Source organism: Thermocladium modestius, from assembly GCF_055398215.1.
In genome coordinates, this window is sequence record NZ_AP043731.1 from 1,692,540 (window position 1) to 1,716,396 (window position 23,857).

The window sequence follows — 23,857 nt, forward strand, 5'->3', positions numbered from 1 at the left end:
CGTTAATTAACGAAAGAAAAGGTTTAAAAAATGGCCGTAGGTGCACCCCTTCATGGGGCTAAATAGCTCTATAACTAGATACAATAACTTGTTCTTAAATAGCGTTCTAAGTAATCTAAAGAGAGCTATTGACTTGGGCGGATTCGGGGAGGAGTTCTTCACGTACCTATCACATCCAATGCGCACGGTCAGCGTTAGCATACCTGTCAAGATAAATGGAACCATTAAAATATACGAGGGCTACAGGGTTCAGCATAATAACGCGCTGGGGCCGTTTAAGGGCGGGATAAGGTTCCACCCCGAGGTGACTCTTGAGGACGACATGGCGCTGGCCACAATAATGACGCTCAAGAACAGCCTAAATGGATTGCCCTACGGAGGGGCTAAGGGGGCGATCAGGATAGACCCGGCCAAGGTATCCAAGGAGGAGTTGGAGGCCGTCAGCAGGGGGTACGCGAGGGCCTTGGTTCAATTCATTGGGCCCGACATAGACATACCAGCGCCGGATCTAAACACGAATCCCCAGATAATGGCTTGGATGGTTGATGAGTACAGCAAGATGGTTGGGAGGAACGCGCCAGCCACGTTCACGGCGAAGCCGGTCCAGCTCTGGGGAAACCCAGTGAGGGAGTACTCCACCGGCTATGGCGCGGCCCTCTGGACCCGCAATGCAGCGCGTCGGTTCCTGAAGGGAATAGAGGGGGCCACCGTGGCGGTTCAAGGATTCGGTAATGTAGGTTACTGGCTGAGCCACTTCCTGACAGAGATGGGAGCCAAAGTAGTTGCCATCGGCGATATAGGCGGTGCCATTTACAACCCCAACGGGTTTAATCCAGATGATGTGAAGGCAACGGAGCGGAAGACCGGAACCGTGGCCAATTACTCGGGCTCCGGGGTCAGGAAGATAGGGATGGATGAATTATTAACGCTCAACGTCGATATACTGGTGCCGGCTGCTGTGGAGGGCGTGATAAACTACTCCAACGCAAATGCCGTGAAGGCTAAGATAATAATGGAAGCCGCCAATGGGCCCGTCACGGCCGACGCGGAGGAGGTACTATATAAGAGGGGAATATACGTGTTCCCCGACATAGGGGTCAACGCGGGCGGCGTTGTCATGAGCTACCTGGAGTGGGTGGAGAACCTGCAGTGGTTCATCTGGGACGAGGAGGAAACGAAGAAGAAATTGGACTACATGATAACCAATGCCTTCAACAGGGTCTACGATAGGTGGCAGAAGATGAGTGGAGCAACCATAAGGGACGCAGCGTACATAGACGCGCTGGACAGAATATACCAAGCAATGAAGTGGAGGGGCTGGATATAGATAGGCAATGACCAAGAGATTGAATTATAACTGATTAAAGCAAGACCGGCATTGTCACGCCCATCCCCACAGGCTGGGCAGGCCCAAATTATTAAGTCCTTCCCGGCATTCGGCTGCAGTTCAGGGCAATGTATAATAATGGCAATACCCCAAGCGCAGGCGTGGCTAGGGTATACTTGGGTCCCGCCGGCATACCAATAACGCTGAGGCAACGGAAAAAGAACGCCGGAACGGCGGACGCCGTCTCATATGTGAGGGAAATCGGCCTTAACGCCATGGAGGTGGAGTTCGTGCAGGGAGTCAGAATGAGCAGGGAGTCCGCGAGGGAAGTGGGCGAGGCAGCCAAGGAGGCGGGGGTTCGGCTATCCATTCACGCTCCCTACTTCATAAACCTATGCAGTGAGGAGGAAAGCAAGGTGAGGAGCAGCGTGGAGCGGTTGAGGGACTCCCTGGATAGGGGGAACACGATGGGGGCCAGCGTGGTTGTGTTTCACTCGGCGTACTACGGCAAATTGGGGCATGATGTATGCATCAAAAAGGTAGGCGATGAGATGAGGGGATTGATTGGCTGGATGGAGGATAACGACATATCGGTTAAACTGGGGCTTGAAACTATGGCTCGGGAATCCCAGTTGGGCCCCCTCGAGGAGATACTGGACCTGGTGAGGAGCTTGTCGAGCCCCTTAGTGACCGCGGTGGTGGATTGGGGGCACGTCTACGCGCGCAACGGCGGCAGCATAGATTTCGCCCGCATATTGGACGAGTGGTCAACCGCCCTGCCGGGCGAGGTTTTGCATTCCCACTTCACTTGCGTTAAGTTCAGGAACGGTAAGTGGGTGGACGAGCATGAACCCCTCGATGCGGCCGCTCCCCCATTCGAGCCCCTGGCCGAGGAGTTGGGCAGGAGGAGGGAATTAACGGTGTCCATAATAAGCGAGACCCCATTGATAGAGGTTGACGCGCTTAAGATGAGGGATATCCTGGAGAGGTACGGCAATGAGCTGGCAACGGCCGAAGCCAATGGGCGAAAGCGTTAAAATCCTGAACTGGTTCTTGACTGGATGACGTTCGATAACCCCATCATAAAGGAGATACTGGAAAAATATAAGCAAATATGGGCGTTACGACATGCCTCCGCATTAATGGATTGGGATGTGCAGACATACATGCCGCAGAAGGGCATATCCCATCGAGGAGCCGCCATAGCCCAATTATCGCTTTTGGGGCAGAAATTCATGACGGATCCCTCCTTCATCGCGCTCGTGGAGAAGGCCGATGGAATGGAGCTCAACGATCAAGAAAGGGGAGTGGTGAGGGTGTTGAAGCGAGACATAAAGTACTACACCAAGATACCCCCCAAGCTCCTGGAGGAGTTGACGGTGGCAACGCAGGAGGGAACGGTGGCTTGGCGAGAGGCGCGTGCCAAGTCTAACTTCTCGCTTTTCAAGCCCCACTTGGAGAGAATAGTTGAGTTAACTAGGCAAGTTGCCGAGAAGCTGGGCTACGAGGGGCATCCATACAACGCGCTCTTGGACCTGTATGAGGAGGGCTTCACCGTATCCGACGCCGATGTCGTCTTCTCTAGGCTAGTGCCCAGCCTGAGGAGGATACTGGATAAGCAACGGATGCCGTCCCACAGCGCTTTGGAGGACGTGAAGTATGATACCTCCAGCATGGAGGCCATGCTGAGGAACGTGCTCGAGGTGATGGGCTATGACTTCAACAGGTTCAGGATGGATATATCCCCGCATCCATTTACCATAGGGCTGGGCCCCAACGATGTGAGGATAACGGTTAGGTATGAGGGCTATGACTTCAAGCGAGCATTGTTCTCAGCCATACATGAAGGTGGACACGCGCTGTACGAGCTTCAAATAGATGAGTCGCTGGCAATGACGCCTATCTTCGACGGCGCGTCCATGGGCATCCACGAGTCTCAGTCCAGGTTCTGGGAGAACATAGTGGGCCGCAGCAAGTCGTTCGTGGAGGCCATGTACCCAATAATGCGGAGATACCTGGATTTCCTGGGGAGCTACTCCGTTGATGACGTGTACGCCTATTTCAACACGGTGAAGCCGAGCTTGATAAGGGTGGACGCGGATGAGTTAACGTATAACATGCACATAGCGGTCAGGTACGAGCTGGAGAAGCTATTGGTTACCGGGGAAATAAAGGTAGGTGATTTGCCGGAGCTATGGAATAGAAAAATGGAGGAGTACCTAGGCGTGAAGCCAAGCAACGATGCGGAGGGAGTGCTCCAGGACATACATTGGAGCCAAGGCTCCATAGGCTATTTCCCCACCTATACGTTAGGCAATTTGGTGGCGGCCATGGTGGGCCACTTCGCCGGCAAATTAATGAATGAGGTGAGCGAGCTTAAGTTCGATGGATTGAAGGCATGGCTCCGCGAGAAGATACATAGATACGGGGCTACCTATGATCCTAAGACGCTGCTGAGGAGATCGTTCGGGGAATCTTATAACCCGGATTACTTGATAAATTACTTATCCAGGAAATACGAATGATGCAAAGCCAGCGGATCGGCTCAATCAATTCGAGCAGTTATTCCTAGAAATATTTATAAGCAATGACAAATCATAGGGCTAGTAATGCTCGTTAGGCTGTACAAGGCATCGACCGCATTGCAGGAGATAGAGGACGAGTTAGCCGAGTTAAGCGAGGTCAAGGTTAGGCTGGAGTCGTTGATGCAGCGGGAGGAGATTAATTCGGATTTCGAGAAGAAACTACAACGCATAACAAGTATTAGGAACATAGAGTACACCTCCTCATCGATAAGCGGGAACCTCAGCATCTACATAATACCGGCCTCCACGCACTTGCTCGGCAAATTAAAGACGATCAGGGATGAGATTACGGAATACATAAACCAACTGGACAAGGTAAGGAACCTCCTCTCCAAGATAGATAACATCGATCAAGTCGGGTTCATATTGGTCATGATTGGGGATAAGAAGCCTAAGGTGGTGATAATGCCGTGAGCAGGCCAAGAATGCTGCGTGATGATATATACGAGAAGACCATTAATTACGGCACGCTAGGCGAGCTGGCCCAGAAGTTGGATAGGGATATAAAGGATGCGGAGGCCAGGATAAACGAGTTGACTGAACTGTACAATACTAAGGCTGGGACGGAAAGATTCACCGATAAGCCTAAGGGAAAGTACATAATCCTGAGCGGAGGAATAGGCCCTGAACTTCCTGTGACCATAATGGAATCACAGCCGGAGAACTTGGCCTACTACATATTTGAATCCCTCAGTTTATATAAACTGGAGCATAAGAAGTTAACCGCCATCCGCGAGGAATTGGACGTGTTGCTTAAAAATAATGTAAGCAAGGACACGCCCATAATGTACCTATCGCTGGCCGGGGTTCCATCCAAGATAGTGCTGCTGCCAAGGATTAGGGAGAACTCCAGGTGACTTGATAGTGATAATAACTACAAAGATAGGCCCAGCGGATCTGCGGGATGCGTTTGGGAAGCTATCGAGCTACGTGGAGGCCTGGAGCATAGGGGGCCCCTCCCCTCCAAGCCGGGCCGATATAGATCAATTATTGAAGGAGCTAAACGAGCGGAAGATAAAGGCTGAGTTGATCAGCTACGGCGATGCGCCGTCGACCGAGATAGATGGAGTGGAGGTGGTGTTGGCCATCACTCCATCAGTTTACTCCGACTACATAAGGTCATTCGCCGAGGCATTGGCTAGGGAGGCCAGCATTTTGAGGGAGGCCATGCTTTTAATGGATAGGGTGAGGAATCCACCCCCATCCCTGCTTTACATAAACGGCTCCACGGCGATGCTGGTGATTGGAAGAAGCACGGATATGCACTTCCTGCCCAACGAGGCCATGCCGGAGAAACCCAGGGAGCCGAAGCCCCTACCCCAGCCGACCGGTCTTGACCCAGCTGATAGGGCCAGGATACGCAAGCTGATAGAGGACGCGTTAAGCCACGTGGAGCCCGCATCGGTGCGGCGCGTCGTCATGGTTGATAGCGATTGATTAGCGATTCATGAGTGAACGCCGGATTCCCCATTCCTCAATTGCATTGAGACAAACATTTTTAATTCCGAATGCCTGTGAAATCACATGGGTAAAGCCGTGGTGGTCAAATACGAGTCTAAGGGAGAGCACTTCGAGATACTCGTTGACCCAGACGCGGCGCTGGATATGAAGCTCGGGAAGCCCGTGGGCATGGATAAAGTATTGATAAGCGATGTAATTTACAAGGACTCGAGACGAGGCCTTAGGGCGTCAGATTCATCGCTTAAGAAGGTGTTCGGCACCGTGGATCCAAGGAAGGTGGCGGAGCAGATAATAAGGAATGGGGAGGTGCCGCTGACCTCCGAGCAGAGAAAGCGGCTGCTGGACGACAAGAGGAGGCAGATAGTTGAGTGGATAAGCAGGAACTGCATCGATGTCAGGACCAAGGCCCCAGTCCCCCCTCAGAGGGTGGAGCTAGCCATGCAGCAAGCCGATGTTGCAGTAGACCCATTCAAGCCGGTCGAGGAGCAGGTCAACGATGTGATTAAATCCCTCCAGAGGACATTACCCATAAAGGTAGCCGTTGCCGTGTTCGAGTTGAGGGTTCCCGCCGAATACGCGCAGAAGGTTAAGTCGCACGTGATGCACATGGGCAGGATAGTCAAGGAGAACTACGACTCGGAGGGCAACCTGGTGCTGGAGCTGGAGGCCCCGGCCGGAATGCAGGACTCCATACTCTCTAAGGCCAATGAGATAACGCACGGCAATGGAGAGATTCGATTGATCGGCATATCCAAGTGATGCATTCACCCTAAGGGAAAAATTTTTAAATCATGTGAATCGAGATGTTGATCAGCAGGGTGGGGAAGCCTGGTATCCTGCGGGGCTCATAACCCCGTGGTCGGCGGTTCGAATCCGCCCCCTGCTACCATGGTAATGCTTAAATATTTGATGTGACGTTCATGGCCCATGGACGTGAAAACAATAGCGGTGATGGGCGCGGGCACAATGGGTCACGGCATAGCCGAGGTCGCGGCGCTGGCGGGCTTCAACGTATTCCTGAGGGATATAAATGATCAAATCCTGTCCAGGGCCATGGATAACATAAAGTGGAGCCTCCAGAAGCTGCATGAGAAGGGGCAATTGAGGGAGGACCCAGCCCAAGTATTGTCGAGGATACGAGCCACCGTGGACCTGGCCGAGGCGGTCAAGGAGGCGGACTTCGTGATAGAGGCCGCCTTCGAGGACATAGACGTGAAGCGGCAGATATTCACTGAAGTGGATAAGCACGCGCCGCCCCATGCAATCCTATCCACCAACACCTCCTCGCTCCCCATAAGCGAAATAGCGGCGTTCACGTCGAGGCCCCACGCCGTGATAGGCATGCACTTCTTCAATCCGCCGCCCCTCATGAAATTAGTGGAGATAATAATGGGCAACGCAACCAGCCGGGAGACCCTCGGCGCTGCGCTGGACCTGGCGAGGAGGATGGGAAAGGAGCCCGTCGTGGTTAACAAGGACGTCCCAGGATTCATAGCCAATAGGGTATTCCTTAGATTATCCGACTCCGCGTGCCTAATGGTTGAGCGAGGCGAGGCCAGCATAGAGGCCATAGACAGCGCGGCTCGATACTCGCTCGGCTTTCCGATGGGCGTATTCGAGCTGCTGGACTTCGTGGGAATAGACGTGATGGACTTCATAGCCAGGGCAATGGCGGCCAGGGGAGTCAGCAGGGTCCCGTGCAAGTTGATAGAGGATAAGGTCAAGGCAAAGGAGCTCGGCCTCAAGTCAGGCCGGGGATTCTACTCATACCCAGCCCCGGGAAAGTACGCTAGAGCTGATATTCAGAGGGACGCTGGGCGGGGCGTGAACGTGGTGAGGCTATTGGCGCCCGCCGTCAATGAGGCTGCATGGCTTATCAGGGAGGGAGTGGCGTCCAAGGAGGATATCGATAAGACCATGAAGTTGGGCTTTAACATGCCGAAGGGCATGCTGGAGTACGCGGACGAGCTGGGAATAGATGCTATAGTTAGGGAGCTGGACAGCCTCTCAGCGTCCGTTGGCCACCCGTCCCTAAGGCCCGACCCGCTTCTTCAACTCATGGTTCGGGAGGGGCGGATTGGGAAGGCAGTTGGAATCGGCTTCTATGCATACCCTCTTGAGAAGAGGTTCAGCACCGTGGTGCTCCGCGTAGAGCCGCCCATTGCTTGGATCGAATTGAATAGGCCGGAGAAGCGGAATGCATTGTCTCCCCAAGTAATGGAGGACCTGGAGAACGCTGTGTCACAGGTTGAGAGAATGCCCAGCGATTCCGTGAGGGTGGTGGTGATTAAGGGAAACGGCAAGTCGTTCTGCGCGGGCGCGGACATATCCGTATTCCACGGCCTCAAGTCAAGCGATGCCTTGGCATTCAGCGATAGACTTCAGCGGCTATACGATAGGATAGAGAACCTGCCCAAGCCCGTGATAGCAGCAATACATGGACACGCCCTTGGAGGAGGCTTGGAGCTGGCCTTGGCGTGCGACATCAGAATCGCGGCAGATGATGCATTGCTGGGCCTCCCAGAGATCACCCTAGGCATAATACCGGGCGCGGGCGGAACGCAGAGACTCGCCAGGCTGGTGGGCATCGGCAAGGCTAAGGAATTGATACTTACGGGGGATGCGGTGACTGGCCGGGAGGCGGCGGAGATTGGCCTGGTCAACAAGTCGGTTCCCCAGGACAAGCTGTGGAGTGAGGCGGAGGCCATGGCGCGTAAATTGGCGGAGCGGCCCCCCATTGGATTGCTGCTTGCCAAGAGGCTGGTCAACGAGTCCCTGGACGTCTCCTTGCGGAATGGATTAACGGCGGAGGCGGAGGGCTTCGCCGCGGTCTTCTCGACCAGGGACTCCCAGGAAGGAGTATCGGCATTCCTGGAGAAGAGAAAACCCAACTTCAGCGGGGAGTAGCTAGCCCCCTCAAGCAGAGCTCCCTTCACGGCTGGCACCCCCTCTCCCGACTCGATTTATTGATGGGCAGCAATCACGCCAAGTGAATGCAATGCTTGACGCTGCGCGGCGGGGCTTGCGGCTCCTTCATGTCGACGCAATCATCGTGGCCAGTTGATTGAAAGTCAATGCCCCAAGCATCATTTATAAATAAGGGAGTTGACTCTCCATACATGAAACTGCTCTTCCTAGTTCTGGACGGCGCTGCAGATAATGCAAACGATGTCCCCACCCCTTACATGGCGGCGAACAAGCCGGGCTTGGATGGCTTGGCGCGGCAATCCAGGATGGGGGTTCACTACCCACTGGGGCGCGGGGTGGCGCCTGAGAGCGACTCCGCCGTCATGTCGATACTGGGATATGACCCGAATAAGTACTATACGGGAAGGGGGCCCCTGGAGGCCCTGGGCGCTGGGTACAAGATAAGGGAGGGTTACGAGGTGGCGTTTAGGGCTAACTTCGCCACAATAGATGCATCAAGGAACATAGTGGATAGGCGGGTTGGGCGGAACTTATCCAGCGAGGAGGCCGCGGAGCTGGCCAGGGCGGTGGACAACATGAAGCTGGGAGGCGGGAGGGGGTACGCCAGGGTAATACCGACAATAGGGCACAGGGCTGTCGTCGTGATAGGATCAAGCGATAGGCTCAGCGGTTACGTCAGCAATAACGATCCCGGCTACGCGAGGCAGGGAAAGATATCCATAGCCGTCCCCAATCCAGGAAAGAAGCTGCCGCCGTTGGAGGCCCTCGACTCCAGCGAGGAGGCCCGCCGCACCGCTGAGTTGGCCAATGAATTCGTGGATAAGGCTATAAAGATCCTCGCCGATCACGAGGTGAACAAGAGGAGGGAGAGGGAGGGTAAGCTGCCCGGTAACGTTATATTGATCAGGGATGCAGGGCACGAGATTCCCCACGTAGAGCCGGCGGAGAAGGTGTTCGGGCTCAGGTTCGGCGCGGTGACCGAGATGCCGGTGGAGCGGGGCATAGCCATCGCATTGGGAATGGATTCAATGCCCGTCTCCAAATACGTCGGCACGAAGGAGGAAGTGCTGGGGGAGAGGCTGGAGGCAACGCTGAGGCTGCTGGATAGGGTGGACGTGGCGTACGTTCACCTGAAGGGGCCTGATGAGCCGGGCCACGATGGGGACTTCAAGAGAAAGGTGGAGGAGATAGAGGCCATCGATAAGTACTACGTCCAGCGATTAAACAGCGACTCCCTGGCCGTGCTGGTCACCAGCGATCACGCCACTCCCTGGCGGCTCAGGTCCCACAGCGGAGATCCCGTTCCATTCATGGTTAAAACGGGAAGCGGGGGAGATGGTTTTTCAAGGTTTGATGAGGTGAATGCCCTGAAGGGCAGTCTAGGCATTGTGGAGCACGGTTGGTTCCTATTGCCGCTCGTCCTGAAGCTGTTGAGGAAGGACTAGATAACTAGATCAAATAATACCCATCGATATTTTTATTTTATTTTTTGAGAGAGCAATTAATTATTAGCCGAACAAGCTGGCGAGCCCGCCGATGGTCTCCTCCTCGGACTTCTCCTCCTTCTTCTCCTCCTTCTTCTCGGCACCAGCGGGGGCGGCGGCTGCCGCTGCTGCCTGGGGTTGAGCTGCCGGCGCGGCCGCGGCTGGCGCTGGGGCGAATGCCGCCGTCTTTATTGCCTCGTCTATGTTGACGTCCTTTATTGCAGCGACTAGGGCCTTCACCTTTATCTCATCGGCGGAGACTCCTGCCGCCTGCAGCACCTTGGCTATGTTTTCCTCGTTTATGGGTTGCTTGGCGTAGTGAAGCAATAGCGTCGCGTATACGTACTCCACCTAATTCACCGAAACAACTGCCTCCTATGTGCTTATAAAAATTTTTGCCCCCGGGCCCGGCTTTCCCAATGAATTGACAATACCTTTCAGCTATTCTCGCAAATCATCGACCTCCTCCAGCATTACGGTCCTAGAGGTCTCGTCCTCTGCGCAATGAAACAAGCAATAAGCCTCATAGCGATTTGAACAGTGCCTTGAACGTGGTGAGGGGGCCGTGGGAGGGGTTGTGGCCGCGATGAGGTAGTCATTATCATTTACTGCGGATCACGATGGGGCATCGCCCATTAAGGAGCGCAGCCCCAGGCCTCGGGAGAACCCCTTAAGGGGGGGGGGGGAGTGGATCGATTTGGATGGGTTAAGTTTTTAATTCTACCGATCCGTCGCTATCATGGTTAACCTGCTCGAGATGAGCGATGAGGACTTGATCAATTCATTAAAGCGCGGCGAGTTGACGGTTGCCATATATGGCATGGGCTACGTGGGCACCGCCATAGCTGCCGTCTGGGCTAGGGCTGGAGCCAAGGTAATAGGGGTCGATGCGGATCAGAGAAAGGTGGCCGCGTTCAAGTCATGCACGTTCAAGCTAAGCGATTCAACGGTCGAGGCCGAGCTGAGGAGGCTCTCCAAGAGCTTCTCATACACCATGAACGGCGAGGAGGCGTCGGCCAATAGCCAGGTCAAGATAGTCACCGTTCCCATCTATATAAGGGACGGGGAGCCCAGGTTCGAGGCATTTCTATCAGCAATGGAAGGCATAGGGAAGGGCCTCAAGCGGGGCGATTTGGTTATAATAGAATCATCCGTCCCCCCCAGAACCACCGTGGATATAGCCAAGCCAGCACTTGAGCGGGCCAGCGGCTTGACCGCGGAAGACGACTTCGGCCTGGTGTACTCGCCCGAGCGCATATATGTTGGGAGAGCGATACAAGACATAGAGGAGCGTTACCCGAAGGTGATAGGGGGTGTGGGGCCCCGAAGCGCGAGGGTAGCCAAGGCTTTGTACGGGGTCATAGCCAGGAAGGGGGTCCTGGAGGTGAGCTCCCCCACCGTGGCCGAGACTGAGAAGTTGGTGGAGGGCGTGTACAGGGACGTAAACATTGCCCTCGCTAATGAGGTGGCCAGGCTGTGCAGGAGCCTTGGGATTGATTTCGACGAGGTGAGGGACGCCGCGAATAGCCAACCCTACTCCCACCTACACAAGCCAGGCCCGGGGGTTGGCGGCTCGTGCATACCCGTGTATCCCCAGTTCCTGCTGTACGCCGCTAAGAGGATAGGGGCCCAGCTTGACCTGACCGCCCTCGGCAGGCAGATAAACGTGATGTCGGCCAAGTACGTGTTCGACCTAATAAGGGAGGCGGCCGGCTTAGTGGGGGAGGCGAATCCGCGCGTATCAGTGCTGGGCCTGGCCTTCAGGGGCGACGTGGACGACACGAGGCTGAGCCCGTCCTATGACGTTATAAAGCACTTGGTGAATAATGGATTCAAGCAGTTGCTGGTGCATGATCCCTTCGTGGAGCAGGACGACGTGTTGAGGGAGTTGGGGATACCGCTGACCAAGGACCTCGACGCGGCCCTGAGGGCCGACGTGATAGCCATATTGACCGATCACAGCGAGTACTTCAAGCTTAGCCTGGATGATATAGGTAAGAGAAACGCCAGGGCAGCGGTGGTGGACGCCAGGCACGTAATAAGGAATTGGAGGAACCCCCCCAGGAACGTGATATACATGGGAATAGGCAGGCCCACGGTGGGTGGAATCCATGAACGGTAAGGAAAGGGCCGCGGCAGCCGCGCTGCAATACGTGAGGGATGGCATGGTGGTGGGCGCCGGCTCCGGGAGCACCGCCCAGGTATTCCTTGAGATGCTGGCGGGGAGGATTAGGGAGGAGGGCATGGAAGTGAGCATAGTGCCCACTTCAAGCGAGGTGGAGGTGAACGCCGTGAGGCTAGGCATTGGAGGCCTCGTTAGGCAGTTGTGGCAAGTGGATAGAATAGACGTGGCCATAGACGGCGCAGACGCGATAGATGCTCGCCGAAACCTGATAAAGGGGGGCGGCGGGGCCTTGACGAGGGAGAAGATAGTGGATTACTGGGCTTCTTCCTTCATAGTCATAGCGGACGAGGGCAAGGTGGTGGCTAACATACCGGGCGGCCGCCCAATTCCCATAGAGGTGCTTCCCTTCGCGTGGAGGGCGGTCAAGGAGGCCGTGGAGAGGAGGCTGGGCGGGGAGGCAAGGCTGAGGATTGGGAGCGATAAGAGGGGCCCGGTGGTGACGGATAATGGAAATTACGTGCTGGATTACGTTCACCCACTCGAGGAGATCGACGTAGGAGCGGAGAGGGAGTTGAAGTCAATACCGGGGGTCGTCGAGGTTGGCATATTCAATGGATCCAAGGTCAGCAAAGCCATAATAGGCACCGAGACTGGAGTTTCAATAATGGAGTGATGGGGCGCGGCCTCTTTTTCGCCCGATAGATTTTAACCACCGCATTGAAAAGCAACCCGGTGCAGGTAAAGGCGGTCCTGTTTGATTTCGACGATACGCTGATGTACGTAGCGGATGGCAGGAGGAGGGCTAGGGAGGCCGTGGCGACCGCGGTGGCCTCGCTTCACGGGGTTTCCGCGGAGGAGGCATTGGCCATGTTGGAGTATATAGAGGGTAGAATGGAAGCTAGGCGATCCTTCGATCGACGAGCGTGGTTCCTAGACCTATTGGATAGGCTTGGACTACGAGAGGAGAGACGCGGTGAAGTGCTTGGGCTCGTCAAGATGTATTGGGACTCGTGGATTAGATACAGCAAGCCGTTTCCCGACGCGGAGCAGGTCATAAAATCGCTGAGGCCCAGCCACCGGCTGGGGATAGTGGCTAACACCGATGGCATTCCCGGCTTCAAGATGTCTAGGATGGAGAGCAGCGGGCTGCTTCACTACTTCGACGTGGTGGTGGTGGCGGGAGACGACACTGAGGAGACGAAGCCTGACACTGCCCCTTTCCTCTTGGCGGCGCAGCTCCTCGGCGTGGAGGTGGAGAACTGCATGTACGTGGGAGACAGGGCAAGCGACGTGTTGGGGGCCGTTGCCGCTGGGATGAATGCCGTGCTTGTTGGGGGCGAGGATTTCATTTCGTTGCCGCACATAAGAATTGAAACTCTGCTCGAATTGATTGATGAACTCACTCCAGCCTCTCCCGGCCCCTCAACAACGAGAGAACCGCGGCGGTGAACGCCATCAGCGCAGCAACATGGTATGCATAGTGAAATCCATTTATGGTGGCTGGAGCTATTGCGGTTGGGAAGAAGCTGGGCTTAGTCAGTTCTGCGAGGAGCTGCGGAGGGATGGAGGTGTGGGTGAGGCTGGCCAGCGTGCTGATGGGGTCGTACCCAAGGAAGGCGGCAAATAAGGCTATCGCGGGTGGTATGCTGCTGAGCTGGCCGGCCGTGGCGGCTTGCAGGCCGGCCTTCACCAGGGCATTCATCAACGCGGCCGATAGGGTTGAGTAGGTGCCTATTATTATCAGGGATAGGAAGACCACTATGCTGGTGAGGGACCCCACGTTCTGCATGCTTGCCCTCATGCCGGACGCCGCCGAGCGATCCTTGGGAGGGACTGGGGTGAGTATCGATACTTGATTGGGGGACATGAAGAGACCGAACCCGGCCCCCATCATGAAAAGAATTGCCGCGAACACGGCGTAGTTGAAGTCGATGGGAAGCAACGCGAGCAGCTCGAAGCTGGTGGCCGCTATTACGGCGCCGGCCGTGGACACGAGCCTGGCCCCCAGCCTATTCACTAACCTCCCCCCTATGGGCGCGAACAAGGCATTGGCCACGCTGTTCGGTATCAAGTATATGCCGGCCAGCAATGGAGTCTCGCTGTAAGGCACGCCGTGCATTGGTAGGTAAAGCGCTTGCAGTAGAATGGATAACACGAATATATTGGCTCCCTGGGCCAGGAATAGGAAGAACGCGCTCATCACGCCGAACGTGAATTGCCTTATCTTGAACAAGTCCAGGCGAAGCATTGGCTCTTTGATCCTGCGCTCCACTTGGACCAGCAACGCCAGTAGAGCCGCGCCCACCGCTAATAGGGTCCACACAAGCGGGTTTCCCCAGCCCAGGGGTTGGTCGCCGTAGGGAAGCATGCCCAGGTTAAGGGCGGTCAGCACGGACACCAGCGCTGCAGCCAGCAGCACCGCGCCGCCCCAGTCCACCTTAACGGAGCTGGAGCCCGGCGATAATTTGTACACTACCTTATACGACCAATAAGTTCCAATCGAGCCCACTACTGCGTTTATCAGGAATACGAGCCTCCAATTAATCACGGCTAGCCCGCCTCCCACCAATAATCCAATCACTGATCCGGCGCTGAATGATATCCCTATGATGCCCAAGGCAAAGCCACGATCGCGTGGGGGATACACGTCCATTATGAGCGCCGGGCTATTGCTGAACATGAAGCTGCCGCCCGCTCCCTGCATTATCCTAAACACTATAAGCTCCGCTGCCGCGGCCTCCCCGCTTCCCTGAGCCAAGCCGAGGAGCAGGGAGCTCAGCGTGAATACCAGGAAGCCTATGGTGAATAACTTGCCCCTTCCATACATGTCGGAGAGCCGCCCGCTTATCGGTATGGCCACGGCCAGCGCGAGGGGGTATGACACTATCAACCATATCATTGACGTGAAGCCGAGGGGCGATAATGGGTACACCCGTATGCCGTCAAATATGGCGGGCAGCGCTATTATCAACATGGATATATTCATCGCGGCGACGAACGAGCCCAGGAACGTGTTCAACAAGACGCTTCTCCGACCGGAGGGGGATACCTGGGTGGCTATGGTCATGGATCGCCTTCCAAATGTCAAGCTTAAAAACTTAATTATTGACTGCATAAGCAGCATTGAGCAGAAGCTTCACGGCATCGGTGGGCGGCCCCAAGTCAAGCCTCGGCAGTAGCCTCAACAGCGTCAGGATTAGGGAGGGGCGGCGGCGCAGGATGGCTGCCACGGCCTTTGCGTGATTATCGTAATCGTCCACCTCGATGGACAAGCCCCCCACGGAGTCCAGTACTTCCAGCACGGCCTCAATCCCATTCCTGAGGTACAGCAGGGAAGCCACGGTTGAGTATAGCTTCAGCGTCCCCCCTATGGCTGAGTAAAGCGCCTTGGCATAAGCCCGAAGCGCGGAGGCGGGGTCCTGAGCGGAGTTCAAAGCCTCCCCCAGAAGCCTGGCACTCAACACCCCGGTCAGTATGCCGCCCCCGGTCAACGCCTTATTAAGGCCCGTGGAATCACCTATGGCGGCCAGCCTCCCAGCCGCTATGTACCCGCTCGACGACACCATGACGTTCCCCCCGAACTTCCGCCTATAATGTATGTTGAATCTCTTCATGAAGTAATTGAGCGAGGAGGCCACCCTGCCCGGCTCATCTACCACCCCGGCCCTGTATTCGCCCTCACCCAATGGAACCAGCCAGGAGAAGTACGAGGGGCTTATCCTCCTGTCGAAAATCACAGCTATCTCATCCGTTGATGACGGAAACGCATCCCCGCTCCCCCTCCCCCTCCCATCCCCCTGTATGCCGAACAGGTACTCCCCCCTCATCCCCAAGGCCCTCGACAACCTGCCGCGCGCCCCCTCCCCAATTATGGCGGCATCAAAGCCGTGAGCCCCCTCCCCATCAATTAAGCTGCCCCCCCGCGTTGCCTCCTTGACCCTGCGGCCGAACTCGACGCCCACCCCCTCATAGAGGGACTCCTCCAGTCCCGGCCTATCCAGCATAATTATGGAGTGCCTGGGTAGCCTGAACTCCACCGCGGCTCCGTCCTCTCCATTGATTATCCTAACCCTCGAGTACCTCCCAATCACTATCTCCCTCCTATATATCCCGAGCCCAATCGCCCCGTTGATGCTGACCAAGCCGGTGCAGTGCCTCGGCAGGCCCAGCTTGGGGTCCTCCTCGAATGCAGTGATGTCGTGATTCTTGGTGATCCTCAACAAGTACAGCGAGCTGGGCCCAGCGCCTGCAACGCCTATCCGCATTTCCCGTGCTGGCTTCAAGGCACGTATATAAATATATTGACGTCCACGTCCAGCTTGGAGCCACTGTTGCTGGTCAGGATGCGGGGGATAGCTTCTCCCTGTCTATGAACCAGTAGGTTCGCTTTCCCGCGTCGTTGATCACAACCCCCATGTCCTCCAGCTCTCTCCGTATCTCGTCGGCGGCATCGAATAGCTTCGCCTCGCGGAGCCGTTGCCGCACCTTAATCATGGCATTCACGGCATCAACGAGCTTCGGCGGCAGCATCGTCCTGTTGAATATGCCGAATATCTGGCCAGCGTATCCAAGCACGTTGAGGACAGTGGATAAGGCGTACTTGGTCAGCTTATCTCCCTTATACAGCACCTGTGAATTTACGTAGTTGGATAATGACACCAAATTGGACACGGCTTGGGGGGTGTTCATGTCATCATTCAAGGCTTGCTCTATCTTTATCATGTAGTCAACTGCAGTTTTCACCAACTCATCGTCGGTTCCCCCCTCGTCCCTTGCCTCGTTTATCAGTTGAACCACATAATCATAGCTCGCATATAATCCCCTCAAGGTGGCTTGAACGGAGTCCAGCCCCTCCACGGTGAACTCCATGGGCTTTCTGTAGTGGGTCATCATATAGTAAAGCCTGAGCGCCTCCCCATCATGCCTGCTGAGCGCTTCCTTTGCCGTTATCACGTTGCCGACGGACTTGCTCATCTTCTCGCCGCCCATGGTGACGTACCCAACGTGCATCCAGTACTTGGCGAAGTACTTGACGCCGAACGCAATCCTAGCTATGGCCACCTCGTTCTCGTGGTGGGGGAATATCAAGTCCTGCCCGCCTCCATGGAAGTCAAACGGTGCCCCCAAGTACTTCGTCGACATGGTGACGCACTCCAGGTGCCACCCAGGTCGTCCAGGCGACCACGGGCTGGACCACCACGGCTCCCCCTCCTTCCAAGCCTTCCAGAGAGCGAAGTCGAGACTCCCCTTCTTGCCCGGCTCCGGCTCCACCCTGGCCCCCGCCTCTAGGTCCTGTATCTTCTGGCCCGAGAAATCACCGTAATCGGGAACCCTGCTTATATCGAAGTAAACGGAACCGTTGGACACATACGCGGCGTTCTTCCTTATCAGCATCTCTATCCATTTTATCATATCGCCTATGTTATCTGTTACCTTAGGGTAAGCATAGGCCCTCCTCACGTAGAGCGCATCCACCACCTTGAAGTACTCCTCGATGTACCGCTTCGGAACATCGTACCACCTCTCTATCGCCTCGCCCCCGAACTCCTGCTTGGCCTTCTCTATTATTTTATCGTCCACGTCGGTGAAGTTAGTGACCAGCCTAGTGTCAAGGCCCAGGTACTCCAGATACCTCCTGAATACGTCGAAGAACACTATTGTCCTGGCGTGCCCCACGTGCATCGATGATTGTGGAGTCAAGCCGCACACGTACCCCCTCGCCAGCCCTGCCTTCAGTAAGGTGACTTTCTCCATTGATTTGGTGGCTGTGTTGAAAATGGATAGCGGCAGCTCCATGGCGCCGGCGTACTTATCCTTGCTTATTCCATACAAGCAGGTCCCCGATGCCTCCATTAACACGCTTTTTAAAAAGCTTTGCAATTCTATATGGAGCATGAATGCCGTGGAGGCAGCCATATTAATAATGATGGATTTCCACGAGGGGGCGGGCAGGTATTACCTGGCCAAGCTCAGCGGCTTGGGGGAGGGCTTCATAAGGGATAGATTAAACGAGTTGAGGGCTAAGGGTTTGGTGGAGTCCAAGAGGTCGGGCAGTTACTTAACTCAGAGGGGGAGGATGGAGCTGCGGAGGTACTTGGATGAGGTCGGGATACGGAAATTGATTCAGATTGACCTCTCGCGATTACTAAGGGCCAGGCACGCGGCCTGCATGGTAGCCGTCGCCAAGATGGTGCCCAAGGACGTGGTTGGCCTCAGGGATGAGTTGGTGAGGCATGGATGTAAGGCAGCCGTGATAATGAGGAATGAGTGTGGGGACGTGGTGATACCCATGACTCCATTCAAGGTCAGCGACATGGATGCGGAGCTGAGCAGGAATCTAAAGGAGGCATCGGAGTGCGGGGATTCATTGATAGGGGTCTGCGGCGATAATGAATTCATCAATATAATGGCCATCCTAAGCGTTGAGTTGGGCGCCCCTGCTTGATTGCTTTTTCAACTCCTCTATCCCATTGATTAGCTCCTCGTCGTACTTCTCCAGCAGCTTGTAATCCTCGTTCTTCACCTCCATCCTCAGCCTCGGCAGCTTCTTTGCGATATCCATCTCCCTCAACGCATTGGCGGGGACTCCGGACTTTATGGCGTCCAATCCCTTCCTATAGAAATCAACCAGCAGCCTCAGAAGCCAGTACTGCTTGGGGGGCAGCGAGTGGACATCGACTGGGTTATAGGAGTCCTGCTTCAGGAATCCCTCCTTTATCATGTAAGCCGAGTTAAGCATGTGCTTCTCTCCCTCGCTGAGCGCCTCGACCCCCAGTATCCTAACTATCTCCTGCAGCTCCGCCTCACGCGTGAGCACCGACATGGCCTCGCTCCTTATCTGAACCCAGTCCTCAGCCACCTTGCTCCTGTACCACTCAGCTATCGTATCCACGTATCTGCTGAACCCCCTCAACCAGTTTATCGCGGGGTAGTGCCTAGCGTAGGCCAGGCTAGCATCCAGCGGCCAGAAGGCCCCTATGAACCTAAGCGTGTGGGATGTGACAGGCTCCGTGAAGTCGCCGCCCGGCGGGCTGACGGATGCGGCTATGGTGAGGGACCCCTCCCCGCCCCCCATGAGCTTCACCCTCCCCGACCTCTCGTAGAACTCGGCCAGCCTGGTGGGTAGGTAGGCCGGGAAGCCCTCCTCGGACGGCATCTCTCCAATTCTGAGCGCGACCTCCCTCATTGCCTCGGCCCAGCGGGACGTGGAGTCCGCCATCATCAACGTGTCATACCCTTGATCCCTGAAGTACTCGGCTATCGTTGCGCCCATGTAAATGGATGCCTCCCTCGCGGCGACGGGCATGTTGGAGGTGTTCACTATTATGGTGGTCCGCTCCAGGAGCGGCCGTCCCGTGTTGGGGTCCTTCAACTTGAGGAGGCCCTGCAACGCATCGGCCGCCTCATTCCCCCTCTCCCCACAGAGGACCGGTATGCCGAACTGGGTCTCGGCGTACATCATCAACGTCCTGATTGTGACCGTCTTCCCGCTTCCGAACGGCCCCGGGATAGCGGCTGCGCCTCCCTTGGCTATGGGGAATATGGTATCTATAACCCTGACCCCCGTTATCAATGGATCGCTGGGCGGCAGCTTCTCCCTGAAGGGCCGCGGCACTCTCACCGGCCACTTGTGCCACATCTTCACCGCCACGGTATTGCCTCCGCCGACATCGATCTCCGCCACGACTTCATCTATTGAGTAGTCCCCCTCCGGCGATATGCTCTTCACCGTGCCCCGCCTATTGCCTGGGAGCGGGGGATACGTTATTCTATGCTCGATCAAGGGGGTCTCTTGAACCACGCCTATCACTTGCCCTGGATCCACCTCGTCGCCGGCCTTAACCCGTGGCTGGAACCTCCACTTCTTGCTGAAGTCAAGCGGGCTTGCCTTGTCGTAATTGATCCCCCTAGCTATGAAGGGCCGCCCCGTCGCGTCGTAAATCAACTTAAGCGGTCTCTGAACCCCGTCATATACCTGGCCTATTATGCCGGGGCCAAGCCATGCGCTGAGCATTTCCCCGGTCCTAGTCACGGGCTCCCCGGGGCTTAGGTTGGTGGTGTCCTCGTAGACTTGTATGAACGCCACGTCTCCCTGTATCCTAACCACCTCCCCGAATAATCCCATGCTGCCCACGAACACCAATTCATAAAGCTTAGCTCCAGGCAGCTCCGCCTTTACCACCGGTCCATTTATGATTAATACCTTGCCGTTCTGGCTCACTTCATATCCTCCTCTGCCGCCTTCTCTATGATGTTTTTAATGTTTTCACTCATCAATGAAATTATCGAGTCCAGCGTGGCGTCATAGGTTATGGAATCATCCATGCTGCTTGCCTTGAATCCCACCATATCCTCGGGCCCCGCCTCCAGGGTCAGTCTCAGCCCCCTCTCGGATCCCAGCGCCTTAATGGCCTCGAAGTCCAAGGGGGAGCACATCACCTTAATCTCATTTGATTGAATCACTCCAACGGCCTCCTCGAGGAGGGAACCCAATAGCTTCGCGTATTGAGGCGTGTTTCTCCTCTTCATTACCTCCCCCCTCACGGCGGCGGTCACTTCGCAGTATATGCCGTCCAGGACCTTCAATCGCTCCGCCTTAAGCTTCAGCGTTGCCTCGTACATTTCCTGCTCCAGCTTCAACTGGGCCGCCCTATCCACCTCGCGCGCCTCGTCCCTGTACTTTGACAGCAGGGAATCCACGAACCCGCCCAGCTCGGCCTCCAGCTTCAGGTTTAGGTCTGATGACCAGGTATCCACCTCGTCCCGAAGCCTCTTGAACACGTCCTCTATTAAATTAATGACTCTATCGCTCATATTACATCCCCAATGCAGACCTGAGGGTTTTTAAGTAATCAATTGGCTTATACTCGGCTCCCTCCAGGGATGGAAACTCCATCAACATGGGGGTCCTCCGCCTCTCCTTCACTTTATCGACGTAATCCCTTATGCCGTCCATTATGGATGATGAGATGAAGATCCCCGCCACGTCGGGGTCCTCCAGGAACGAATTGATTAGCTTGACGGCGTCTCCCGGCGACTTGACGGCGTAGCCCTCTATGCCCAGCAGCTTGAGCGCGGTGACCGTCCTATCATCCCCAATCGTTACCACCCTCATCGGATTTCAATGAATTGCTCGTATATTTTAAGCATTTGCCCATGGAGTGATCAATGCTTTCCAGATGGGCGTAAAGGGGAAAAATGCTCCTCAAAGCTTATTTCCACCGCCGTTACGCCGAATCAATGCGGGGATTATTCATAGGACGGTTCCAACCCCCTCATTGGGGTCATGTGAAGGCCATCCAGCACATATTGGGCGAGGTAGATGAACTCGTGATAGTGGTAGGGTCCGCTCAATTTAATTACTCGGAGAAGGATCCATTCACCGCGGGGGAGCGGGTGTTAATGCTTAGGGCCGCCCTCAAGGAGGCTGGAGTTGATCTTGGACGCGTGATAATCATTCCCCTCAACAATTTCGAGAACAATCATTCCTGGGTGAAGTACTTGGAATCATACGTTCCGCCATTCGACGTGGCGTACACGGGCAACCAGTTCGTGGCCATGCTGCTCAGGAACGCGGGCTACAGGGTGGTGCAGCAACCGCTCTTCTCGAGGGATATATACGTGTCGACCCTGGTCAGGAAGAAGATGATGGATGGGGATGAGACGTGGAGGGAATTGGTGCCGCCCTCCGTGGCTAAGATACTTGACGAGCTGAAATCAGTGGAGCGGCTTAGAGTGATATCAGCCGGGGAGGCCGACCCCCTCAAGTGGTAGCGCCACGCTTAAAAATGGGGGAATGGATTGAGCATGAATGATCATAATAATGGCGTCCGCCGTCCTCGCGGCGCTATCCATGGCTGTGACGCGGTACGGCAAGCTGGAGGACCCAGTCATGGCCTGGGCGGCGGGCGTGGGCGGGAATTGGACTAGGCAAGCAATGATTGTGCTCACCAAGTACGGCAGATTGCCCTTCTGGTCGGCCGTCGTCATAGCAATAGCGGCGTTGGGCAGGATGGCGATGGCGATCTCCATCGCGCTCTCCATATTGACATCAATAATCATCGGGAGGGCAGTCAAGGAGGTAGTGAAGAGGCAGAGGCCCTACGAGAGGATGCCCCTAAATGCAGTCACGGCCAGCGGTTCATCGTTTCCAAGCAATCACTGCTCAGTGGTGTGGGGCGCATCGCTGCTTGCCCTCTCCCTCCTTGGACCCCAATTATCTCTGCCCCTAATCGCCGAGGCCGTCCTGGTATCCGCCTCCCGCGTGCTTCTGCTGGCCCACTACCCAAGCGATTGCGTGGGGGGTTTATTGATAGGCGTGATCTCCTGGAGGATTGGATTAATCATGTACCGCGCGGTGCTCGGACTTCCGCTCCCACTATGAGCGGGAAGCAATAAGTCACCGCGCCCGTTGACCTCCTCAAAAGTTAAAACGTCGACCGCTGCCTGCCTACCATGGATTACGTGTTGGTCAACGTGACTGCGCCCGAGGATCAAGGGATCAGGATTGGGCGGGTCCTGGTCGAGGAGGGATTGGCTGCCTGCGTTAACGTGGTGAGGGGGATTAGGAGCATATATAGATGGAAGGGCAATGTGGAGGAGGACGAGGAGGCCCTATTAATAATAAAGACGACGAGGCCGGCCCTGGATCGCTTGGTGAGGCGGGTAAAGGAGTTGCACCCATACGAGGTTCCCGAAATAATAGCCATGCCCATAATAGCGGGCAATGAGGATTACCTTAGATGGATCGAGGAAAGCGTGTACGGGAAGGGAGGGGCCGAGCAATAGATCCATCGTCGATTGAGGCAAATTAATTAAGTGGGGAGGCGTGTGGCTCATAATGTTGAGGGTCGGCTTCATAGGGTTGGGAATAATGGGTTCACCCATGGCTACCAACATAGCCAGGAAGGGCTTTCCCTTAACCGTCTATAACAGGACCAAAAGCAAGGCAGAGCCGCTGGCAGAGATGGGGGTCTCCATAGCATCATCCCCAAGCGAGGTGGCGCGGTCATCCGACGTGGTGATAGGAATGGTAACTGATGCCCCCGATGTAGAGGCTATACTGTTCGGCCCTGGGGGAGTCGTGGAGGGCGCTCGGGAGGGATTGGTATTCATTGATATGAGCACCAATTCGCCGGAGCACGCCAAGTCATTCGCGGCCCGCTTGGCTAAGGCTGGCATCGAGTTCCTGGACGCCCCCGTGACGGGCGGTGATAAGGGCGCTCGGGAGGGCACCCTCACAATAATGGTGGGAGGGAGGCGGGAGACGTTTGAGGCCGTGAGGCCCGTGCTGGAGGCCATGGGTAAGGTGATAGTGTACGGCGGCGACGTTGGGTCAGGCCAATTGCTTAAGCTGTGCAATCAGATAGTGGTTGGGATCGATATGATGGCGGTGGCCGAGGCCCTCACGCTTGCCCGAGGCGCCGGCGTCAGCGATGAGGCGCTCTTAACGGTGTTGAGCTCGGGAGCCGCGAATTCATTCACGGTTCAATACTACCTGCCCAAGATAATGAAGGGAGACCTGGAGCCGGGCTTCAAGGCGGCGCACTTAAGGAAGGATCTGCGGTACGTCATGGATTTGGCAAGCAGGATACATGCGCCGCTTCCGGGCTCCAGCATACTGCTTCAACTATACGAGTCCCTCGTGGCAAAGGGGCTCGGCGATAAGGGTACCCAGGCCTTAATAAAGGTGTACGAGGATCTGTCGGGCTCCTCGATACATTAATTAAAGGGGATTCCCCGGGCTATAACATGAAGTGCGCGTTCTACGTGCATACCGTTGATGGAGATAGATGTGCCTTTCTTCCGCCGGAGGAGTGGCGAGCCGTGCGGGCCAAGTACTATCAACAGTACTGCTCTAACGATGGCACTGGGTGCCCTGTGCTAGCCAAGGCTAATGCATGAAATCAATCCCAATAAAACGGATCTCCTTCTTCTTCCCTAAAGG

The 23,857-nt window shown here is 55.7% G+C and carries 26 protein-coding genes and 1 tRNA gene; 19 read left to right on the forward strand and 8 right to left on the reverse strand.

Annotated elements, in window-relative coordinates; genetic code table 11:
• Positions 1-52: 52 nt before the first annotated feature.
• The 9 genes from ACZ5ZS_RS08780 to ACZ5ZS_RS08820 all read left to right on the forward strand — a co-directional run bounded on the left by ACZ5ZS_RS08780 (position 53) and on the right by ACZ5ZS_RS08820 (position 8,280).
• Entirely contained in the window at positions 53-1,327 is a 1,275-nt protein-coding gene (locus tag ACZ5ZS_RS08780; protein WP_188595685.1) for a Glu/Leu/Phe/Val family dehydrogenase, read from the forward strand.
• Between the two features lie 161 nt (positions 1,328-1,488).
• On the forward strand, positions 1,489-2,364 hold the full coding sequence (locus ACZ5ZS_RS08785; RefSeq protein ID WP_188595686.1) for a TIM barrel protein: 876 nt from the start codon (positions 1,489-1,491) through the stop codon (positions 2,362-2,364).
• 24 nt (positions 2,365-2,388) lie between these two features.
• Entirely contained in the window at positions 2,389-3,852 is a 1,464-nt protein-coding gene (locus ACZ5ZS_RS08790; RefSeq protein WP_188595687.1) for a carboxypeptidase M32, read from the forward strand.
• Positions 3,853-3,936: 84 nt separating this feature from the next.
• A complete protein-coding gene (locus ACZ5ZS_RS08795; protein WP_075059538.1) occupies positions 3,937-4,326 on the forward strand; it encodes a hypothetical protein in 390 nt (129 codons plus the stop codon).
• On the forward strand, positions 4,323-4,769 hold the full coding sequence (locus tag ACZ5ZS_RS08800; RefSeq protein ID WP_188595688.1) for a hypothetical protein: 447 nt from the start codon (positions 4,323-4,325) through the stop codon (positions 4,767-4,769). The genes ACZ5ZS_RS08795 and ACZ5ZS_RS08800 overlap by 4 nt, the downstream gene beginning before the upstream one ends.
• 7 nt (positions 4,770-4,776) lie before the next feature.
• Positions 4,777-5,349, forward strand: a complete 573-nt coding sequence (locus tag ACZ5ZS_RS08805) for a hypothetical protein (protein ID WP_188595689.1) — start codon at positions 4,777-4,779, stop codon at positions 5,347-5,349.
• Between the two features lie 87 nt (positions 5,350-5,436).
• Positions 5,437-6,132: a ribosome assembly factor SBDS gene (locus tag ACZ5ZS_RS08810; RefSeq protein ID WP_188595690.1), complete on the forward strand. Its 696-nt coding sequence runs from the start codon at positions 5,437-5,439 to the stop codon at positions 6,130-6,132.
• A 53-nt stretch (positions 6,133-6,185) separates the two neighbouring features.
• Positions 6,186-6,262: transfer RNA gene (locus tag ACZ5ZS_RS08815), tRNA-Met, on the forward strand.
• A 38-nt stretch (positions 6,263-6,300) separates the two neighbouring features.
• The gene (locus tag ACZ5ZS_RS08820) at positions 6,301-8,280 is read left to right on the forward strand and encodes a 3-hydroxyacyl-CoA dehydrogenase/enoyl-CoA hydratase family protein (protein ID WP_229657617.1); all 1,980 of its coding nucleotides are present in this window, start codon (positions 6,301-6,303) and stop codon (positions 8,278-8,280) included.
• Positions 8,281-8,353: 73 nt separating this feature from the next.
• Here the strand turns inward: ACZ5ZS_RS08820 and ACZ5ZS_RS08825 are convergent, their stop codons facing one another.
• On the reverse strand, positions 8,354-8,494 hold the full coding sequence (locus tag ACZ5ZS_RS08825; RefSeq protein WP_188595691.1) for a hypothetical protein: 141 nt from the start codon (positions 8,492-8,494) through the stop codon (positions 8,354-8,356).
• Between ACZ5ZS_RS08825 and ACZ5ZS_RS08830 the strand changes: the two genes are divergently transcribed.
• On the forward strand, positions 8,493-9,746 hold the full coding sequence (locus tag ACZ5ZS_RS08830; protein WP_188595692.1) for an alkaline phosphatase family protein: 1,254 nt from the start codon (positions 8,493-8,495) through the stop codon (positions 9,744-9,746). The genes ACZ5ZS_RS08825 and ACZ5ZS_RS08830 overlap by 2 nt on opposite strands.
• Positions 9,747-9,809: 63 nt before the next feature.
• On the opposite strand, the gene rpl12p is transcribed toward ACZ5ZS_RS08830, so the two are convergent.
• A complete protein-coding gene (gene rpl12p / locus ACZ5ZS_RS08835; RefSeq protein WP_188595693.1) occupies positions 9,810-10,136 on the reverse strand; it encodes a 50S ribosomal protein P1 in 327 nt (108 codons plus the stop codon).
• A 388-nt stretch (positions 10,137-10,524) separates the two neighbouring features.
• Here rpl12p and ACZ5ZS_RS08840 point away from each other — a divergent pair, with 388 nt between their 5' ends.
• From ACZ5ZS_RS08840 to ACZ5ZS_RS08850, 3 genes are read left to right on the forward strand one after another with little or no spacing between them, the layout of a single operon-like run.
• Positions 10,525-11,907 (forward strand): nucleotide sugar dehydrogenase, encoded by a 1,383-nt coding sequence (locus ACZ5ZS_RS08840; RefSeq protein WP_188595694.1) that lies wholly within the window; start codon positions 10,525-10,527, stop codon positions 11,905-11,907.
• A complete protein-coding gene (rpiA, locus tag ACZ5ZS_RS08845; RefSeq protein ID WP_188595695.1) occupies positions 11,897-12,583 on the forward strand; it encodes a ribose-5-phosphate isomerase RpiA in 687 nt (228 codons plus the stop codon). The genes ACZ5ZS_RS08840 and rpiA overlap by 11 nt, the downstream gene beginning before the upstream one ends.
• A 59-nt stretch (positions 12,584-12,642) precedes the next feature.
• The gene (locus ACZ5ZS_RS08850) at positions 12,643-13,359 is read left to right on the forward strand and encodes an HAD family hydrolase (protein WP_188595696.1); all 717 of its coding nucleotides are present in this window, start codon (positions 12,643-12,645) and stop codon (positions 13,357-13,359) included.
• Here ACZ5ZS_RS08850 and ACZ5ZS_RS08855 read toward each other — a convergent pair.
• The 3 genes from ACZ5ZS_RS08855 to cysS form a co-directional block, all read right to left on the reverse strand.
• Positions 13,310-14,977 carry an MFS transporter gene (locus ACZ5ZS_RS08855; protein ID WP_188595697.1) on the reverse strand — a complete coding sequence of 556 codons (1,668 nt, stop codon included), beginning with the start codon at positions 14,975-14,977 and terminating at the stop codon, positions 13,310-13,312. The two genes, ACZ5ZS_RS08850 and ACZ5ZS_RS08855, sit on opposite strands and share 50 nt — an antisense overlap.
• Before the next feature lie 31 nt (positions 14,978-15,008).
• Complete coding sequence (locus ACZ5ZS_RS08860) at positions 15,009-16,175, reverse strand: geranylgeranyl reductase family protein (RefSeq protein ID WP_188595698.1); 1,167 nt, start codon at positions 16,173-16,175, stop codon at positions 15,009-15,011.
• Positions 16,176-16,248: 73 nt separating this feature from the next.
• Entirely contained in the window at positions 16,249-17,706 is a 1,458-nt protein-coding gene (gene cysS / locus ACZ5ZS_RS08865; RefSeq protein WP_188596000.1) for a cysteine--tRNA ligase, read from the reverse strand.
• Between the two features lie 97 nt (positions 17,707-17,803).
• Between cysS and ACZ5ZS_RS08870 the strand changes: the two genes are divergently transcribed.
• Positions 17,804-18,355 carry a DUF4443 domain-containing protein gene (locus ACZ5ZS_RS08870; RefSeq protein ID WP_188595699.1) on the forward strand — a complete coding sequence of 184 codons (552 nt, stop codon included), beginning with the start codon at positions 17,804-17,806 and terminating at the stop codon, positions 18,353-18,355.
• Here ACZ5ZS_RS08870 and ACZ5ZS_RS08875 read toward each other — a convergent pair.
• From ACZ5ZS_RS08875 to ACZ5ZS_RS08885, 3 genes are read right to left on the reverse strand one after another with little or no spacing between them, the layout of a single operon-like run.
• On the reverse strand, positions 18,326-20,131 hold the full coding sequence (locus tag ACZ5ZS_RS08875; RefSeq protein ID WP_188595700.1) for a V-type ATP synthase subunit A: 1,806 nt from the start codon (positions 20,129-20,131) through the stop codon (positions 18,326-18,328). The genes ACZ5ZS_RS08870 and ACZ5ZS_RS08875 overlap by 30 nt on opposite strands.
• Entirely contained in the window at positions 20,128-20,724 is a 597-nt protein-coding gene (locus ACZ5ZS_RS08880; protein WP_188595701.1) for a V-type ATP synthase subunit E, read from the reverse strand. The genes ACZ5ZS_RS08875 and ACZ5ZS_RS08880 overlap by 4 nt, the downstream gene beginning before the upstream one ends.
• Before the next feature lies 1 nt (position 20,725).
• Positions 20,726-21,025 carry a V-type ATP synthase subunit F gene (locus ACZ5ZS_RS08885; RefSeq protein WP_188595702.1) on the reverse strand — a complete coding sequence of 100 codons (300 nt, stop codon included), beginning with the start codon at positions 21,023-21,025 and terminating at the stop codon, positions 20,726-20,728.
• Between the two features lie 125 nt (positions 21,026-21,150).
• Between ACZ5ZS_RS08885 and ACZ5ZS_RS08890 the strand changes: the two genes are divergently transcribed.
• The 5 genes from ACZ5ZS_RS08890 to ACZ5ZS_RS08910 all read left to right on the forward strand — a co-directional run bounded on the left by ACZ5ZS_RS08890 (position 21,151) and on the right by ACZ5ZS_RS08910 (position 23,814).
• A complete protein-coding gene (locus ACZ5ZS_RS08890; protein WP_188595703.1) occupies positions 21,151-21,684 on the forward strand; it encodes a nicotinamide-nucleotide adenylyltransferase in 534 nt (177 codons plus the stop codon).
• Positions 21,685-21,721: 37 nt separating this feature from the next.
• Positions 21,722-22,294 carry a phosphatase PAP2 family protein gene (locus ACZ5ZS_RS08895; RefSeq protein ID WP_188595704.1) on the forward strand — a complete coding sequence of 191 codons (573 nt, stop codon included), beginning with the start codon at positions 21,722-21,724 and terminating at the stop codon, positions 22,292-22,294.
• Between the two features lie 71 nt (positions 22,295-22,365).
• Positions 22,366-22,698: a divalent-cation tolerance protein CutA gene (cutA, locus tag ACZ5ZS_RS08900; protein WP_188595705.1), complete on the forward strand. Its 333-nt coding sequence runs from the start codon at positions 22,366-22,368 to the stop codon at positions 22,696-22,698.
• Positions 22,699-22,753: 55 nt separating this feature from the next.
• A complete protein-coding gene (locus tag ACZ5ZS_RS08905) occupies positions 22,754-23,635 on the forward strand; it encodes an NAD(P)-dependent oxidoreductase (RefSeq protein WP_188596001.1) in 882 nt (293 codons plus the stop codon).
• A gap of 26 nt (positions 23,636-23,661) precedes the next feature.
• Entirely contained in the window at positions 23,662-23,814 is a 153-nt protein-coding gene (locus tag ACZ5ZS_RS08910) for a metal-binding protein (protein ID WP_162508897.1), read from the forward strand.
• Positions 23,815-23,857 lie beyond the last annotated feature (43 nt).